Here is a 13,797-nt window from a genome sequence, read left to right on the forward strand (position 1 = left end):
GACGCTGCAACGATGTTTCAAGCCGAAAAGAGAACCTGAGAGAGCCTTGGCACGCGGGCCCGCGGACGATGTTCGTCGCGCCCCGCACCGGCCGGGGGCATGCTCGCGGGCGAGCGCGCGAAGCAATACGGCGCCAATGAAACGTGAGGAAAATACCCATGTATCGCCGTTTACTCGCACCGGGGCTGCTGTTGCTGTTGGCCGCGTGCGCGCAGGATCCGTCGGTGACTGCCGGCACGGTACGGATCTGCGACGACACAGGTTGTTCCGATCGCCCTAAAGATCAGGTCTCCTATCAAAAAAGGGACGAGGCGGAAGACCGCGAAGAGCCGCGCATCGCCGCGCTCAAGCAGACCGCGAAGACCCAGCCGAAGGCCGCCTACGACCTCGGCCTGCGCTATTTCCGCGGCGACGGCGTGCGCCAGGACAGCTACCAGGCGCTCAAGTGGATGCGCGAGGCCGCCGAACGCGGCGACCTGAACGCGCAGAAGGCGCTCGGCAGTTTCTACCTGTTCGGCCTCGAGGAAATGGGCTCGGATGCGCGCGAAGCGGAGAAGTGGCTGTCGATCGCGGCCGGCCGCGGCGACAAGGAATCGAAAAAGCTGCTCGATCTCGCGCGCAAGGCCAAGAAGGAAGACGAGGAAGACTGGAAATGGCGCACGCAATGGCGTGACGTCTATTACGGCTACTGGTACTCGGGCTATCCGTACTACGGCGTCTGGCAGCAGACGTACTGGTACTACTGACCGGGCATCGAGCAACGGGGGCAGCCGCGGGGAGACCACCATCGCGCGCCACGCCGGGGGGCTTATCGAAGTTCGCACGGACGCATAAGCCGAACAACGACTCTAATCGATCGACAACGACAATGAAGACCAACCTTCTCCAACGTCTCACTCAAGGTGCGCTGGTTGCAGCGCTTGGCGCGTCCGTCGCGGGTTGCGGCGGCGTGGTGACGCCCGGCGGGCAGAACGCCGGCGTGACGGGCGCCGCGGCTGGCGGCGCGAGCGCCGGCGCCGATTCGCAACTGCAGCGCTGCACGTCGCCGCTCGGCACGATCGCGGTCGACGACGGCCGCAATGCCGACTGGTGGGGCCCGTTCGGCAGCGCGACCAAGATGACGACGATCGACCCGCTGCTGCGCCTGGCGGTGCAGCAGTCGAACTGCTTCGTGATCACGTCGATCGGCAACCAGAAGAGCGACGCGCGCCTGTCGCGCATCACGCAGCTGCAGCGCAACTCGGGCGAATACCGCGCGGGCTCGAAGCAGCAGAAGGGCCAGCGTGTCGCGGCCGACTATTACATGGAACCGCAGATCGTGATCAACGATTCGCCGATCGGCGGGATCGGCAGCATGATCGGCGGGCTGATCGGCAACAGCGCGGTGGCGGCGGTGGCGGGCCACCTGCAGACGAAGGCGTCGGTCGTGACGCTGACGCTGTTCGACGTGCGCTCGGCGGTGCAGATCGCGGCGTCGGAAGGCAGCTCGACGGCGACCAACTACGGCGCGGCGCTGGGTGGGTTCGGCGGCGGCGTGGGGGGTGCGCTGGCGGGTTTCTCGGCGACGCCGGAAGGCAAGGCGACGGTCGTCGCGTTCATCGATGCGTACAACAAGATGGTCGTCGCGCTGCGCAGCTACAAGGCGCAGGACGTCAAGGGCGGGCTGGGCCGCGGTGGCCAGCTGCAGGTCAACTGACGTCGCCGGGCCGGCGAGGGCCGCCGGCCGATTGCCTTGATTCCTGATGTCCGATTCGTGAGGGTCGGTGCGTGCGGCACGATGCGCGCGCACCGGCTGCGTTCGTCCTGTTCGTTCCGAAGGTGATCCCGATGAAAGCCGTTGCACTGATTGCATTGACCTGCCTGGCGCTGACCGCTTGCGGCGGTGGCGACGACAATTCCTCGCCCGCCGCGTCCGGCGGATCGGGCACGACCAACAACGGCGGCAGCGGCGGGACGGGCGGCACGCCAACGACGGGCACATCCGACGGCAATTCGGGTTCGCCGACCGCCTCGAACGTCGAGTGCGATCCGGTCTACCAGCAAGGCGATACCGTGCAACTGCACATGTACACGCAAGCGACGGCGCAGAGCCCGGCGGTTGACAACGGCGTGTACACGCGGACCTTCGCGCCGGCGACGTTCGAGGGCGTGGCGCTCACGCAGCAGGCCGAAACCACGACCGGCTCGCCGATTCAGACCAACCACTACTATCTTGTCGGCAACGGCGTGCGCACGAACTACGGCGGCGAGGTCTACAGCGGCAGCACGCTCGCGTTGCGCGATGTGAACTCGCCGCCCTATGTCGAGACGATCGGGCTCACGGGAAGCGAGACGGTGAATTATGTCGATACGCCCGTCTTTCCGTCCGGCGGCGCGCAAACGTCCGTCTCGATCCAGCGGACCTACGTCGCGCGCGAAACGGTCAGCCTCCGGAACGGCAAGGTCTTCGCGAACGCATGCCACTATCACACGACGGAGACCTTCACCAACCCGGCGTTGACCAGCAAGACAATCGCGGACGACTGGCTCGCGCCGGGTGTCGGCATGGTCAAGTCGATCGCCGATGTGGGCGGCACGCAGATCATCACGCGCGAACTGGAATCGGCGACGGTGGGCGGCAAGTCATACTGAGTATGCATGGACGGCGGGCGGGGATTGGTTGCGCGCCCGTGGTTGACGATGCTGCGTGGCGGCATGCAGCAGGTCACGTCGTCACGCGGGCGCCGGCCCGATTTTCCGACTGGCAGGAACGTGACGGCGCGCTCTGTTGTCCGCCGTCGAGATAACCGTTGCAACGACGGGGCGTTGACAGAGCGAGCCGCGTGAATTTCATCCAGAAACCCCAAGCGGTTCAGGCGAGAAAGTTGCTCGACATCTTCCCGACGCCGTCGTGGCGACCGCAGCAGCAATGGGAAAACGTGCGGGCCCCTTGATCGGCTCATGTCGACGCAGGCGAGCCTTCGTGCCGGACGGCATCGTGTGGTCAACAAAGTGGGGGAACACAAGCGTCCGCACTGGCCGGATCGCCACATGCACCGCCTCATATCATCCGACGAGCGTCTATACTTTTTGATCGTCATGCCGGCGCCGTGGGCGCTGGTGATGCATCACTATTGCTGGATTCGCGCCAGGATTTTCTGTCACGACGGTGCTCGCCCATGCGCGGCGCCGGCTTTGCGAGCCCGATTGCCGCGAGAAGGCGCCGGCGCCTGGAACGCTCGGCCCATTGGCGCGTGATCGCGTGCTCCGGAGGTGCGTTATGAACTGGATCGGTACGTGGCGTAATCAATACGGCTCCACACTTTCCATCACCGACGACAAGGAGGGCGCCATTCGTGGCGTATTCAGCACCGCGTTGCAGGACAGCGCCTTCTTCGGTCACGATCTGCCTGTCTCGGGCGTCTGGTTTGGCGATTGCATCAACTTCGCTTTCGGCATATCGAATGACCGGGTTACCGTGATCTGTTCTTTCACGGGCATGCTGCGTGACGGCACGCTGCAGACGGTATGGCATGTCGTTACCAGCCAGGCGCCTCGGCAAGGCTCACGATCATCGGAGTCTGGATGGGCACATGCCGTCCAGACCAATGCGGATACGTTCGAGAGAGTCGCGGGGTAACGTATCTGCAAACTCGTGGTCCGGAGCGATTGCAAGGTGCGATGCCCGTTGCTGACCTGAACGGCGTGGCAGGCGGGCGGCATGCAGGTTCGTGCCGAACGTCGTCACCGGGCCGGTCGCGACTGGGCGGTCTCGCGCGTCGGCGAGCTGCCGTGCAGTGCCCCGAACGCGCTCCGCGTCGAACAGGTTGGGCTAGCGTCACCAGCAGCCTTTCCTCCCGTCCGGGCGCAAGTCAATTCGACGCAGCGTCACGGAATTTCCCGTGAGGGGCTCACGCACACCCGCGCACGTACCGGTCGTACCCGACGACTCCCGGTTTGAGCGTCCCGTGCTCGTCCCAGTCATCCCAACCCGGAAATCGCAGCGGCCGGTCCGTCTGCCAGTTCGCGAGCCGGCGCGCGAGCGTGTCGCGATGCGCGGCCAGTTCGGCCGCCAGCGCCGCATCGTCCTGATACGCGTAACCGCCGTGCGCGTCCTGCACGCCATGCGCGAGCACCGGCGACAGCACGTCGTACCCCATGTAATGCAGCGAGTAATGAATCGGCCACAGCAGCAGGCCGATGTCGCCGCTGCGCCCGCCCGGGCCGAACGTCGCGGCCGGCGCACCGGTCGTGACCGAGCAGATCGCCCGCCGGCCGCGGAAGTGGCCGCGATCGTAGCGGCGGCTGCCCGTGTACAGGCCGCCGTTCACGAACACGCGATCGAACCAGCCCTTCAGCATCGCGGGCGCCGCATGCCACCAGACCGGAAACTGGAACACCACGAGGTCGGCCTGCTCGAGCCGGGCGATCTCCCGGCGCACGTCGGCGGGCAGCGTGGCATGCGTGCTCGCGTGGCGCTGTTCGACCAGCGCCGAGAACACGTCGGCGTTCGCGCGACACGGGTAGTGGCGCGGCGCCTCGACCGGATCGAACCCGTCCGCGTAGAGATCCGACACCTCGACGTCATGGCCGAGCGCGCGCATCGTCCGCGCGGCGGTGTCGCGTAGCGCGGCGTTGAACGAGCGGGGTTCGGGATGGCAATGAACGATCAGCGTGTGCATGGGCGGCGTTCCTCATGGTGTGCCGGTGAAGGCGGCTTGCGCCGGGATTTGCCTGATACGGTACGCGTTGCGAGAATGAACGGGAATTGGCCAGTTTCGCAAACGAGGTTTGCATGAATGAACAGCGGCTGTCATGGGACGACCTGCGGCTCGTGCTGGCGGTGGCGCAGGCCGGTTCGCTCGCGGGCGCGGCGCGGCGGCTCGGCATCAGCCACGCGACGGTGTTTCGCCGCCTCGCGGCAATCGAGGCCGAACTGGGCGTCAAGTTGTTCGAGCGGACCCGCGCCGGTTATGCGCCGACGCCGGCCGGCGAGGACGCCGCCGCTGCCGCCGAACGGATCCAGGACGAGGTGCATGGCGTCGAGCGGCGCGTGGCCGGTCGCGACGTGCGGCCATCGGGCACCGTGCGCGTGACGACCACCGATACGCTGCTGTCGGGCTTGCTGTCGCCGGTGTTCGCCGCGTTCCGGCATGCCTGCCCGGAGATCACGCTGGAAGTGTCCGTATCGAACGCGGTCTTCGATCTGTCGAAGCGCGAGGCCGATGTCGCGATCCGCCCGTCGTCGTCGCCGCCTGAGGTGCTGATCGGCCGCCGGGTCGGTACGATCGCACAGGCCGTCTATGCGGCACCCGGGTGGCGCGAGCGCGCCGACGATCTCGCGTGGGTCGGGCCGGACCGGCGGATGGGTTACCGGCCGCTCGAGCGATGGATGCATGCCCACGGCGCCGATGCGCGTTGCGGGTATCGGGTGGATACGCTGCTCGGCCTGTTCGCCGCGGCACGCGCCGGCATCGGTGCAGCCGTGTTGCCGTGCTACCTGGCCGACGACGAGCGCGATCTGGTGCGGCTGGGCGGCCGGATCGACGAACTGGCGACCGACCTGTGGCTGCTGACTCATCCGGACCTGCGCGACACCGCGCGGATTCGCGCGTTCTCGTCGTTCGTCGCAACGTCGATCGAGGCCTTGCACGCGCGGCTCGCAGGTGACGCGCATCGCTGACGGACCCGCGGGCCGGATGATTCGGCATGCGAAGCGTTACGGCCGCGTCGTCCTTGGCGGTGCGGCCGGCCGCATTTCCCCGAGCCTCGCGCTCCTCGCATCGACGCACGCATGCACCTTCCGCGACGGCAGCGCCTGTGTCGCGCCGACCGCTGACGTTGGCAGCGTCCTTCGACGGCGGGCACGGACATGACTCGAAGACGGTTTGACCGAACTGGACCCGCGCCTGATCGCGGCCCCGGAAACGCCCGGCAACGACACCTGCCGCTAGCGCGTCTGACCGGTCTTGAAGTCGTGGACGAAGAGGCCCGGCCGGCGGCTGTCGAACACGGCCTGAATCTCGCAGCTTTTGTTCGCCTGCTTGTTGCAGGCCGCCTGCGCGGCAGCGCGGGCGCGCGCCGCCGAGGTTTCGGAGGTCGCGCTGCTATCTCCGCCATTGAGCCGGTAGGCGACAATGACGCCGTTGCCGGTGAGCGCATTGCTCTTGCACGCGGTTTGGGTGGCGTCGCTGCAGGCCTTGACGGCAGCGGTCGTCGCATCGTCGAGTTTGCGATACCCGCTCGCGACATACAGCTTTCCGTCATCTCCTGCCGCATCGGTAGCCCAGGCGGAGGCCGCATAGCGTTTGCGGACCGAAACATCGGGCGAACGCCGGCTGCCCAACGGAATCGTCGCAAAGACCTCGCATGGCACGAGCTGGTGTGCCGAGCAGTCGGCCAGCGTCTGTCTGCTTTGCGCACCGCCGTTGCCGTCCCAGCCCATGGCAAACGAACCATACCGGTCACGGACGATCGTGACCGAGGCGTTCCACCACGTACCGGCGAGTTCGCAGCCCTTGCCCATCACGGCATTGCAGGCGGCCACTGCCGCGAGCGCGGCGTCGTTGCGATCGGCGAGATTGCCGACGACCCACACATCAGCGGCATCCTGATGCCAGGCAACGGCGGTATATCGCGTGTTCGATGGCGTTTCGGCTTCATAGCGAAGCCACCCGTCACCGTGTTCGGCCGCCTTTCTGCCGGAAGCACGGGAGGGCCCCGATTCGCTGTCATCCGGCGCGCATAGTGGACTCGGCGCGACGCCGAGACCACCCTGCGTCATGCCCACGACCCGCTCGCCGGGCCCGGGCCCTTCGCACGGATAGGCCTGAGCGGACGCCTGCGTCGGCAGCGAGAACCCGGCGAGCGCAATCACCATCATAGAAAGGAGTCCATTCGTTTTCATGAACGATGCTTCCTCTACGCAAGGTTTGTGAAGATGTCCGTTGCGTTATATCACTTCGGTGCATCGAAGTTTATTGTGGAAAATTTTCCGTTGATTTTGCCGTTCTTAACAATCGACGATGATGCATTCACGATAGGATTGACCGCACCTTCCTGGTCAATGAAATTTCAAAATGAGGCGGCCGCTGATGTCTCGCATTCAACTGTCAATGGGCTGGTTGGCCGTGACGCTCGTCGCGGGAGTGGGCGAGGCGGCGGCCGACCAGTCATCGGCCCGTTCTGCGACGGCTCCCTCTCCACCGACGTTCTTCGTTTGCAGCGGTACGTTCAGTTCCGGCTCCGGCATAGCCGGTTCTTCGACGGAGAAGGACGGCAAGCCGACGTGTTTCTTTGAAGCGGATTCCGCAGCCGAGTCCAGGGCGCAAAAGGAATGCGGACAGAACGCGGTGTGTGACATCGCGGCGACGACCTACATGAAGGGAAGCAACCGCATTGTCGAAAAGGTCCTGGCGGTCACGCGGCTCGGCGGACCGGTCGACCATGAACCGGCCCGAGTCGCCTCGGACAAGGCGCCGTTGCTCGACCCATCGGCCTGTCCCGCCAGCGAGCTCGGCGCGTTCGTCAAGGCGTTTTCGGGCAGGATTTCGATTCAGGCGCGGTTTACCCGCTGGCCCCTCGCCGTCACCCATATCGATGCCGCCGCCCGGCCGGAACCCAAACCGGTGACCAAGCAAGTCACCGAGCAAAAGGTGTCCTACCCGCTGATGATGGATGTCGAACGTGCCAGGCGGGAAGGAAAGGTCGTTCGCATTACTCAGGACGGCAAGACGACTGGTCATGTCGAATATGCCGGATCGGACAACGGCCAGAAGGTTCGCTATCTCTTCCAGCGGTCGGGATCGTGCTGGCAACTCGTGGCCATCGATGATCAATCGTTGTAGCCGTTCGCGCGGCGGTGGACGTTCTTGCAGTAATGGGCGAGGTCATCGATCGATGAAGCTTTACTGCGCGCTTCTGCTGTGTCTGTTCACGTTTGCCTGCAAGCCGACGGCCGGATCGAAATGTACGAAGAGTCTCACGCTGTACAAGACGCAGGTAGACACCGCGCTTGCAGAAGAAACCATCGATCAGCCCGTCTATGACGGCCAGCAGCGGTACATCGCGAAAGCCGAGAAAATTTGTGCGTCGGGCGACGATGAAGCCGCCGTCACGGCGCTTTTCGATGCAGCCATGGCGCTGAACGTCGGGGCAGACGACACCTACGCACGCTCCCTCAAAAAGGAAGGCGATCCGGGTGCGGCGCGCGTCGAGAGCGAACGATGAAACACACTGTCCTTGCCATCCTGGTCGGCGCGTGCGCCGGTCTGCTGGCGTTCGTGGCGGCAGTGAACAACAGCAGGCAAAAGCAGGCGGCACCACGCGTACCGCGGTCGGACGCATCGCCATCGCTGGTTTTTCAGTACTTTCCCGGCGAGCCGAAAGGCTATGCGGGATACACCGACCACGTCTCGATGCAGCAGACCGTCAACGATGACCTTGTCGAGCATGATGCCGACTGGCAATTCAGCCGCATAGGATTCGCGAAGGGATTCCTGCGTACGGTGCTGCGCCGAGCCGATCGCTCGCCAAGTGCGCCCGGCATTTTTCGCATGGAAGGCGTGAGCGAAGACGATGCGATGACGATCGAGTGGATCGCACGGATGCAAACGGACGGCATCGACAACGCTTCTCCTTCGACATCGAATTTGAAGTCGATCGTGGATGGGATGGCGTCCGACATTGCGTCGACCGGACCGCGTCGCTCGACGTTCGGGAGTCGCGCCGGGGTGGACGGCCGCGAAGGGTTGGAACGCGACGAAATTTCTGCCGAGCGATTGCGCGAACTCACGAAGCTCATGCGCGACGCGGAACGCAGAGGCGCGTCGCGGGCGGCCCATGCCCGGATCGTGCCGCGGCAATCGAGAGGTTGAGGGACGAGCGACGCCGATCCGTCGGCTGGCGAACCTTTCGCTGTCGATCGAGCGTGCCGCCCGGCGTGTCCGACATCGCGTTTCAGGGGCCAGATTGCCGCGCCCGCCCTTGACGGCGTGGGCTGACGGCGCACGCGCGGCGCAAACATAAACGAAATGTGATCCCTTGCCGCCGCAAAATTTTGCACAATGACGGCAGTGCCGCCTTCCGCCGTGCTTCGCGTCGGCTCCGATCGCCGCCCGACAACCGTGACCGAGCCCCGCTCCGACGTGCCGCCGCCCACCGCCATGGACCAACCGAAACGTATCCTGATCGTCGAGGACGATGCCGACATTGCCGACGTGCTGAGCCTGCACCTGCGCGACGAGCGCTACGAAGTCGTGCACAGCGCGGACGGCGCCGAAGGGCTGCGCCTGCTCGAACAGGGCGGCTGGGACGCGCTGATCCTGGACCTGATGCTGCCGGGCGTCGACGGCCTCGAGATCTGCCGGCGGGCGCGCGCGATGACGCGCTACACGCCGATCATCATCACGAGCGCGCGATCGAGCGAGGTGCACCGGATCCTCGGCCTCGAACTCGGCGCCGACGACTACCTCGCGAAGCCGTTCTCGGTGCTCGAACTCGTCGCGCGCGTGAAGGCGCTGCTGCGGCGCGTCGATGCGCTCGCGCGCGATTCGCGGCTCGACGCGGGCACGCTCGACGTCGCCGGGCTGGCGATCGACCCGATCGCGCGCGAAGCGAGCGTCGACGGCGCACGCATCGACCTCACGCCGCGCGAATTCGATCTGCTGTATTTCTTCGCGCGGCATCCGGGCAAGGTGTTCTCGCGGATGGACCTGCTCAATGCGGTGTGGGGCTATCAGCACGAAGGCTACGAACATACGGTCAACACCCACATCAACCGGCTGCGCGCGAAGATCGAGGCCGATCCGGCCGAGCCCGTGCGAATCCTCACCGTGTGGGGGCGCGGCTACAAGCTCGCCGCGCCGGGTCAGCGGGACGCATGATGAAGCTCACGCTCACCCGGCGGCTGTCGCTCGTGTTCTCGATCCTGCTGCTCGCGTGCTCGGGTGCGTCGGCGTGGCTGCAGATCCGCGCGAACGACATGCGCGAGAAGGAAGTCGTGCAGGCGCTGTCGCGCGACCTGGCCACCAACATCGCCGGCAGTGCGCCGCTGATGGACGCGAACGGGTTGCGCCCCGACGCCGTGCGCACGTTGTTCGGCCAGTTGATGGGCGTGAACCCGAGCGTCGAGGTGTACCTGCTCGACAACGCGGGGCGCATCAAGGGCGACGATGCGCCGCCCGGCCACGTGAAGCGCGACCGCGTCGATCTCGCGCCGGTGCAGCGCTTCATCGCGGGCCAGCCGCTGCCGATCCTCGGCGACGATCCGCGCAGCCCGGACGCGCGCAAGGTGTTCAGCGCCGCGCCGCTGCAGCGGCCAGGGCAGCCGCCGTCGGGCTACATCTACGTGGTGCTGCTCGGCGAGGCGCACGACCGGCTTGCCGCGCGCGTCGACGCCGGCAACGTGCTGCGCACGACGCTGTGGTCGATGGCGATCGTCGCGCTGCTCGGTCTGCTCGCGGGCCTTACCGCATTCAGCTTCATCACGCGCCCGCTGCGCCGGCTGACGGCCGCGATGCGCGACTTCGACGCGAACGGTGCGCCCGGCGCGCCGGGCGCGGCTGATGTGCAGCCGCCGGTGCTGCGTTTGCCGCCGGGCCGTCGTGGCGACGACATCGCGGTGCTCGAATCCGCGTTCGCGCAGATGGCCGACCGGATCGGCGACCAGTGGCGCGCATTGACGCGCCAGGACCAGCAGCGGCGCGAACTGATCACGAACATCTCGCACGACCTGCGCACGCCGCTCACGTCGCTGCACGGCTATCTGGAGACGCTGTCGCTGAAGGCCGACACGCTGGCCGAGCCCGAACGGCGGCGCTACCTGTCGATCGCGCTCGCGCAGAGCGCGAAGGTCGGGCGGCTCGCGCAGGCGCTGTTCGAGCTCGCGCGGCTCGAATCGGGCGGCGTGCAGGCCGAGCGCGAGCCGTTCTCGCTGGTCGATCTCGTGCAGGACGTATTCCAGAAGTTCGAACTGAGCGCGCAATCGCGCGGCGTCGCGCTGCATGCGCGGATTCCGCCGCGCGTGCCGGTCGTGTCGGCCGATCTCGGGATGATCGAGCGCGTGCTGACCAACCTGCTCGACAACGCGCTGCGGCACACGCCCGCGCACGGCGAGGTCGAGATCGCGTTGGCGCCGCACGGCGACCGCGTGGTCGTGACCGTGTCGGATACCGGGGCAGGGATTCCGGCGGCGCGGCGCGAAGGGCTGTTCCAGCGGCCGCAGCGGCCGATGAGCGGCGGCACCGCGACGAGCGGCGGGCTCGGCCTGTTGATCGTGCACCGGATGCTGGCGCTCAACGGCAGCGACATCCGGCTCGTCGACCGGGCCGGGCGCGGCGCGGTGTTCGAGTTTGCGCTGGCGGTCGCGTCGCCGGCGGCGGGCGACGCACGCTGAGCTTCGATCGGCGGCGTCAGCCGCCGCGCTTGCGTCGCACGTCGCTCGGCGTCGTGCCGGTCCAGCGCTTGAACGCGTGGCGAAATCCCACCGCGTCGCTGAAGCCGAGCGTCAGCGCGATGTCCTCGGTGCTGAGCGTGGTTGTGCTGAGGTAGTCGATCGCGAGCGCCTTGCGCACGCTCGTCAGCAGTTCGCTGTACGACGTGCCTTCGGCTTCGAGCTTGCGGCGCAGCGTGCGCGAGGTCATGCACAGGATCTCGGCGATCGCGTCGATGTCCGGAAACTGCCCGGGCGTGCGCGTGAGTTCCTGGTATACGCGCCGCGTGACGCCGGCCTGGCTGCGCATTTCGTCGAGCAGGCTCGCGCAGTGCGACGACACCTGCGCGGCGGTGATCGGATTCGCGAGCTGCGGCGCGCGCGTGAGCCAGGCCGCCGGATAGCTGAGCACGTGGTGCGGCTGGTCGAACGCGATCGGGCATTCGAGCGCGTCGGCCAGCAGCGCACAGTGCGGCGGCTGCGGCTGCGCGAACTGCGCGCGCGCCGGCACGCACCATCCGCCCATCACGTCCTTGATGATCGTCACGTGCAGCGCGAACTGCATGTCGATCAGGAAACGGTACAGCGGCTCGTCGAGATCGGGCAGCGCGACTTCGTGGCGGTCCGGAAACAGCCACGACGCGGTATCGCCTTGTTCGACCCAGCGGATCGGCAGCATGCCGTTCGCGAGCCGGTGATATTTGACGGCGGAATCGAACGCGTGCGCGAGCGATTCCGAGCACAGCATTGCGTAGCCGTACATCCCGTAGCTCGACGCGCGCAGCCGGCGGCCGACGCGCACGCCGAGGTCGGGGCCGTCGTAGCGGGCGACCGCGTTGCGCGCGGCCGTCAGGAACTGCAGCGGCGACGTGAGCGTGAACGGGTCCGCGACGTCGGCCGGCGCGAGGCCGGTGCCGACGAGCACGGCGGCCGGATCGAGGCCGGCTTGCGCGGCCACGTCGACCAGCACGGCCAGCTTGGCCGGCGTGAAGCGCTGCTCGCGCAACGCGTGCGCGGAAGCGGCGTCCGGCAGCCGGGCGGGACGGGCGTCGGTCGGTTTCAAGAGCGCACTGCGCGGCATGACGGGATCCTGCGTCCGAATCGATATCGTTGACGGCACGCAATTCTGCGCGGGAACGATCCCATCCGCCACCGGGTTCACCCTGATATACGCCGGCGCCACCCCGCCGCGCGGGTAGTCAGCTCCGATCGCCGGGCTGCGCGCGCAGGATCGCGTCGACGAACTCGACGAAGCCGAGGCCGCCCGGGCCTTGCATGATCCATCGCGGCAGCGCGGACAACTGCGGCAGATACTCGATAACGGTGCTCATGCCGGCCGTATGCGTGAAATAGCCGAACATCGGCGCGTCGTTCGTGGAATCGCCCGAATAGGCGACGCACCCGGGCGCGGCGCCGGCATCGACGCCGAACGTATCCGCCAGCACGCGCAGCGACATCGACAGCTTGTCGTACCCGCCGACCCAGCCGATCACCCACAGATTGTTGATGGTTGCGTCGGCACCGGCCTCGATCAGCGCGTCGAGTATCCGGTCGTCCTGGTCGCCGCCGGTGCGTGCGTACGCGAGCGACGTCAGCCGGAAGTCCTGGTCGTCCGGGCGGCGGGCGGCCGGGACGGCCGTCGCGACATGCTGCGCGATGCGCCGGAGCGCGTCGCGTGCGCCGTCGAGCGCATCGTCCGCATGCCAATAGCGGCGTTCGGCGCCGTGCCCGTCCGGGCTGCGCCGGATGAAGAGTCCGCCGTTCTCCGCGATCACGCCGTCGACCGGCCACATCCGCGCCATCTGGTCACACCAGCCGGCCGGCGCGGCGGTGACCGGGATCACGCGGATGCCGCGCGCTTGCAGCCGCTCGAGCGCCGCATAGGTCTGCGCGGCGAGGCGGCCGCGATGCGTGAGGGTCTCGTCCATGTCGGTCAGCAGGAAGCGAACGGACGAGAAGGTGTCGGCGGGGGCCAGGGCGAGCGGCTGCATGGTCTCGGCGGATGAGGGACGGTCGTCGATTATGAAGAACGGCGACACGCCGCGCCATGCCGCTTGCTGCTTTGCAATTCGCGCCGGGGAATATGCGCGCGGCCGAGTTGCCTGGACAGGGAGCGAGCACGCATGTCCGTTTCGATCATGTTTTCGGCCGCCCGGATCATTTGCAAAGCGCGTCGCGCGGGCGATAGTCGCCGGTCAGGCGGCGGCCCGCGTCCCTCCGGCGTGCAGGCCCCGTGCGAACGGTACGCATGCTGGCGTGCCGTCCAAAGAGGAGTGAGACATGACGAAGAGACAGGTATCTATAGCAGTGCGGGGTTGACGCCGAGGGGCAAGTCGATGATAGGGCTTCAGGGCGCCTCGACGAAGTGATCGCGGGTCGACCTTCGC

General features: G+C 67.0%; 14 protein-coding genes. 10 read left to right on the plus strand and 4 right to left on the minus strand.

Features of this window, described 5'->3' with window-relative positions:
• Window positions 1–158: 158 nt before the first annotated feature.
• The 4 genes from DFS13_RS33320 (at window position 159) to DFS13_RS33335 (ending at window position 3,619) form a co-directional block, all read left to right on the plus strand.
• A complete protein-coding gene (locus DFS13_RS33320; RefSeq protein WP_006498539.1) occupies window positions 159–746 on the plus strand; it encodes a tetratricopeptide repeat protein in 588 nt (195 codons plus the stop codon).
• Window positions 747–868: 122 nt separating this feature from the next.
• On the plus strand, window positions 869–1,696 hold the full coding sequence (locus DFS13_RS33325) for a hypothetical protein (protein WP_012493791.1): 828 nt from the start codon (window positions 869–871) through the stop codon (window positions 1,694–1,696).
• Window positions 1,697–1,827: 131 nt separating this feature from the next.
• The gene (locus DFS13_RS33330) at window positions 1,828–2,631 is read left to right on the plus strand and encodes a hypothetical protein (protein WP_060213441.1); all 804 of its coding nucleotides are present in this window, start codon (window positions 1,828–1,830) and stop codon (window positions 2,629–2,631) included.
• A 628-nt stretch (window positions 2,632–3,259) separates the two neighbouring features.
• Window positions 3,260–3,619 (plus strand): avidin/streptavidin family protein, encoded by a 360-nt coding sequence (locus DFS13_RS33335; protein WP_058903747.1) that lies wholly within the window; start codon window positions 3,260–3,262, stop codon window positions 3,617–3,619.
• Window positions 3,620–3,890: 271 nt separating this feature from the next.
• Here DFS13_RS33335 and DFS13_RS33340 read toward each other — a convergent pair whose 3' ends face one another.
• Window positions 3,891–4,661 carry an NAD(P)H-dependent oxidoreductase gene (locus DFS13_RS33340; protein ID WP_048987802.1) on the minus strand — a complete coding sequence of 257 codons (771 nt, stop codon included), beginning with the start codon at window positions 4,659–4,661 and terminating at the stop codon, window positions 3,891–3,893.
• 113 nt (window positions 4,662–4,774) lie between these two features.
• Here DFS13_RS33340 and DFS13_RS33345 point away from each other — a divergent pair, with 113 nt between their 5' ends.
• Window positions 4,775–5,662 carry a LysR family transcriptional regulator gene (locus DFS13_RS33345; protein WP_060213430.1) on the plus strand — a complete coding sequence of 296 codons (888 nt, stop codon included), beginning with the start codon at window positions 4,775–4,777 and terminating at the stop codon, window positions 5,660–5,662.
• 267 nt (window positions 5,663–5,929) lie between these two features.
• Here DFS13_RS33345 and DFS13_RS33350 read toward each other — a convergent pair whose 3' ends face one another.
• Window positions 5,930–6,886, minus strand: a complete 957-nt coding sequence (locus tag DFS13_RS33350) for a DUF4189 domain-containing protein (RefSeq protein ID WP_111442675.1) — start codon at window positions 6,884–6,886, stop codon at window positions 5,930–5,932.
• 187 nt (window positions 6,887–7,073) lie between these two features.
• Between DFS13_RS33350 and DFS13_RS33355 the strand changes: the two genes are divergently transcribed.
• From DFS13_RS33355 to DFS13_RS33375, 5 genes are all read left to right on the plus strand, one after another.
• The gene (locus DFS13_RS33355; RefSeq protein ID WP_134163187.1) at window positions 7,074–7,826 is read left to right on the plus strand and encodes a hypothetical protein; all 753 of its coding nucleotides are present in this window, start codon (window positions 7,074–7,076) and stop codon (window positions 7,824–7,826) included.
• 52 nt (window positions 7,827–7,878) lie between these two features.
• Window positions 7,879–8,208: a hypothetical protein gene (locus DFS13_RS33360; protein ID WP_111442677.1), complete on the plus strand. Its 330-nt coding sequence runs from the start codon at window positions 7,879–7,881 to the stop codon at window positions 8,206–8,208.
• Window positions 8,205–8,855 carry a hypothetical protein gene (locus tag DFS13_RS33365; RefSeq protein WP_111442678.1) on the plus strand — a complete coding sequence of 217 codons (651 nt, stop codon included), beginning with the start codon at window positions 8,205–8,207 and terminating at the stop codon, window positions 8,853–8,855. Before DFS13_RS33360 ends, DFS13_RS33365 begins: the two co-directional genes overlap by 4 nt.
• A 288-nt stretch (window positions 8,856–9,143) precedes the next feature.
• A complete protein-coding gene (locus DFS13_RS33370) occupies window positions 9,144–9,863 on the plus strand; it encodes a response regulator transcription factor (protein ID WP_006484292.1) in 720 nt (239 codons plus the stop codon).
• Entirely contained in the window at window positions 9,863–11,374 is a 1,512-nt protein-coding gene (locus DFS13_RS33375) for a HAMP domain-containing sensor histidine kinase (RefSeq protein ID WP_034203740.1), read from the plus strand. Before DFS13_RS33370 ends, DFS13_RS33375 begins: the two co-directional genes overlap by 1 nt.
• A 16-nt stretch (window positions 11,375–11,390) precedes the next feature.
• Here DFS13_RS33375 and DFS13_RS33380 read toward each other — a convergent pair whose 3' ends face one another.
• Window positions 11,391–12,491 (minus strand): AraC family transcriptional regulator, encoded by a 1,101-nt coding sequence (locus DFS13_RS33380; protein WP_111442679.1) that lies wholly within the window; start codon window positions 12,489–12,491, stop codon window positions 11,391–11,393.
• 118 nt (window positions 12,492–12,609) lie between these two features.
• Complete coding sequence (locus tag DFS13_RS33385) at window positions 12,610–13,401, minus strand: HAD-IIB family hydrolase (protein WP_111442680.1); 792 nt, start codon at window positions 13,399–13,401, stop codon at window positions 12,610–12,612.
• Window positions 13,402–13,797 lie beyond the last annotated feature (396 nt).

This window comes from Burkholderia sp. 28_3 (genome assembly GCF_003253915.1).
Classification (GTDB): Bacteria; Pseudomonadota; Gammaproteobacteria; order Burkholderiales; family Burkholderiaceae; genus Burkholderia; species Burkholderia cenocepacia.